At 72.5% G+C, this 1,232-nt stretch carries 1 protein-coding gene and 2 pseudogenes; 1 reads left to right on the top strand and 2 read right to left on the bottom strand.

The window, feature by feature from the left end; all coding sequences use genetic code 11:
• Nucleotides 1–256: pseudogene (locus LQ326_RS47195) on the bottom strand (hypothetical protein); the annotation flags it as partial.
• Complete coding sequence (locus LQ326_RS47200; protein ID WP_234545382.1) at nucleotides 249–758, bottom strand: SigE family RNA polymerase sigma factor; 510 nt, start codon at nucleotides 756–758, stop codon at nucleotides 249–251. The gene LQ326_RS47200 and the pseudogene LQ326_RS47195, both read right to left, overlap by 8 nt.
• 260 nt (nucleotides 759–1,018) lie before the next feature.
• On the opposite strand from LQ326_RS47200, the pseudogene LQ326_RS47205 reads away from it, so the two are divergent.
• Nucleotides 1,019–1,232: pseudogene (locus tag LQ326_RS47205) on the top strand (hypothetical protein); the annotation flags it as partial.

Below are 1,232 nucleotides of genomic sequence, written 5' to 3' on the forward strand. Positions count from 1 at the left end.
GGCGTGGGGAAGCTGACACGGAGGAGGTGTCCGTGGGGGCTGCTCCGTGCCGTGGGCCGGGTGAGTGCAGCACGGACGGAAGAGCCAGGCACAGGGCTGCCGCGGTGCAGGCCGCGGTCGCGCCCAGGGCGTGCCGGCGGCGGCGGCGCCGGTCGGCGCGTCGGCGGATCTCCGCGGCGGGCAGGGTCGGTGCCGGCATCTGCGTGCCGAGCAGCCGCAGCCGGTCGCCCAGGGTGTCGTGGAGGGGGTCAGACATGGAGTCGTCCTTCCTCGCTGGTCGGGGGCTGGTCGCCGAGCCGGGCCGCCAGCGCGGTCCGCCCGCGGGCGAGGCGGCTCTTGACGGCACTGACGCTGGCGCCGGTCTCGGCCGCGACCTGCTCGATGGAAAGGTCGCACATGTGGTGCAGGACGATGGCGCTGCGCTGCGCCTCGGGCAGGTCGCGGAGCGCGATGACCAGCATCAAGTACTCCTCAGTGGGCGGCTCGACAGTGCGGGGTTCATGGTGGTGGCGTCCGGCCAGATGCAGACCCCGGGCCAGACGTCGCCAACGTGAGATGGCCAGCCGCCGGGCGGTGGTCCGGATCCAGGCTTCCGGGGCATCGTCGGGGTCGAACGTGCGCCTTCGGTCCCACGCGCGGGTGAAGGCCTCCTGGACCACGTCCTGTGCTTCGGACCAGTCGCTGGTCATCGCGTAGAGCTGCCCGGTCAGGCGGGAGAAGGACGCTGCGTAGAACGCGTCGAACTCCTGTGGCGTCATCAACGGCTTCTCTCCTGGTGCTGTCGATCGGCTCGCATCACAGGCGGTTCGCCGGGAAGCACTCCTCGGCCACGGCGGTGGAGCCGTGCCTCCCGGGCGGAGCCTCGCGCCGCTCAAGCCTGTACGCACGAGCGCCGGCCCCAGGTCGCGCCCACGTCCTGTGACATGGACCACGTGTCCGGGGTGCGACCGCACGGGCACCGAGGGGCGTACAGGGGTGCGGGCATCAACCGGACGCCCGCAGGAAAGGACACTGATTCATGCGTATCCGCCCGATCATGCTCATCGCGGCCACCGCCACAGCCATCGCGACGGCGGGGGGAGTGGCCAGCGCTGCGACCGGCACCCCCCAGCCCACCGCCACGGCTCACGGCAAGCCGTCCGGTGCGCCCGCCGCCAAGGTTCACGGCACCGGCTCGGCCGGCGCCTCGGTGGTCTCTGGTACCGGTGTCTCCGGGAACCGCGTGACCGCCA

The sequence above is a fragment of the Streptomyces shenzhenensis genome, from assembly GCF_021462265.1.
Classification (GTDB): domain Bacteria; phylum Actinomycetota; class Actinomycetes; order Streptomycetales; family Streptomycetaceae; genus Streptomyces; species Streptomyces shenzhenensis.

Bases quoted from the DNA above. Each gene is read 5' to 3' on its own strand.
- LQ326_RS47200 (WP_234545382.1), bottom strand. From the start codon at position 758: ATGACGCCACAGGAGTTCGACGCGTTCTACGCAGCGTCCTTCTCCCGC.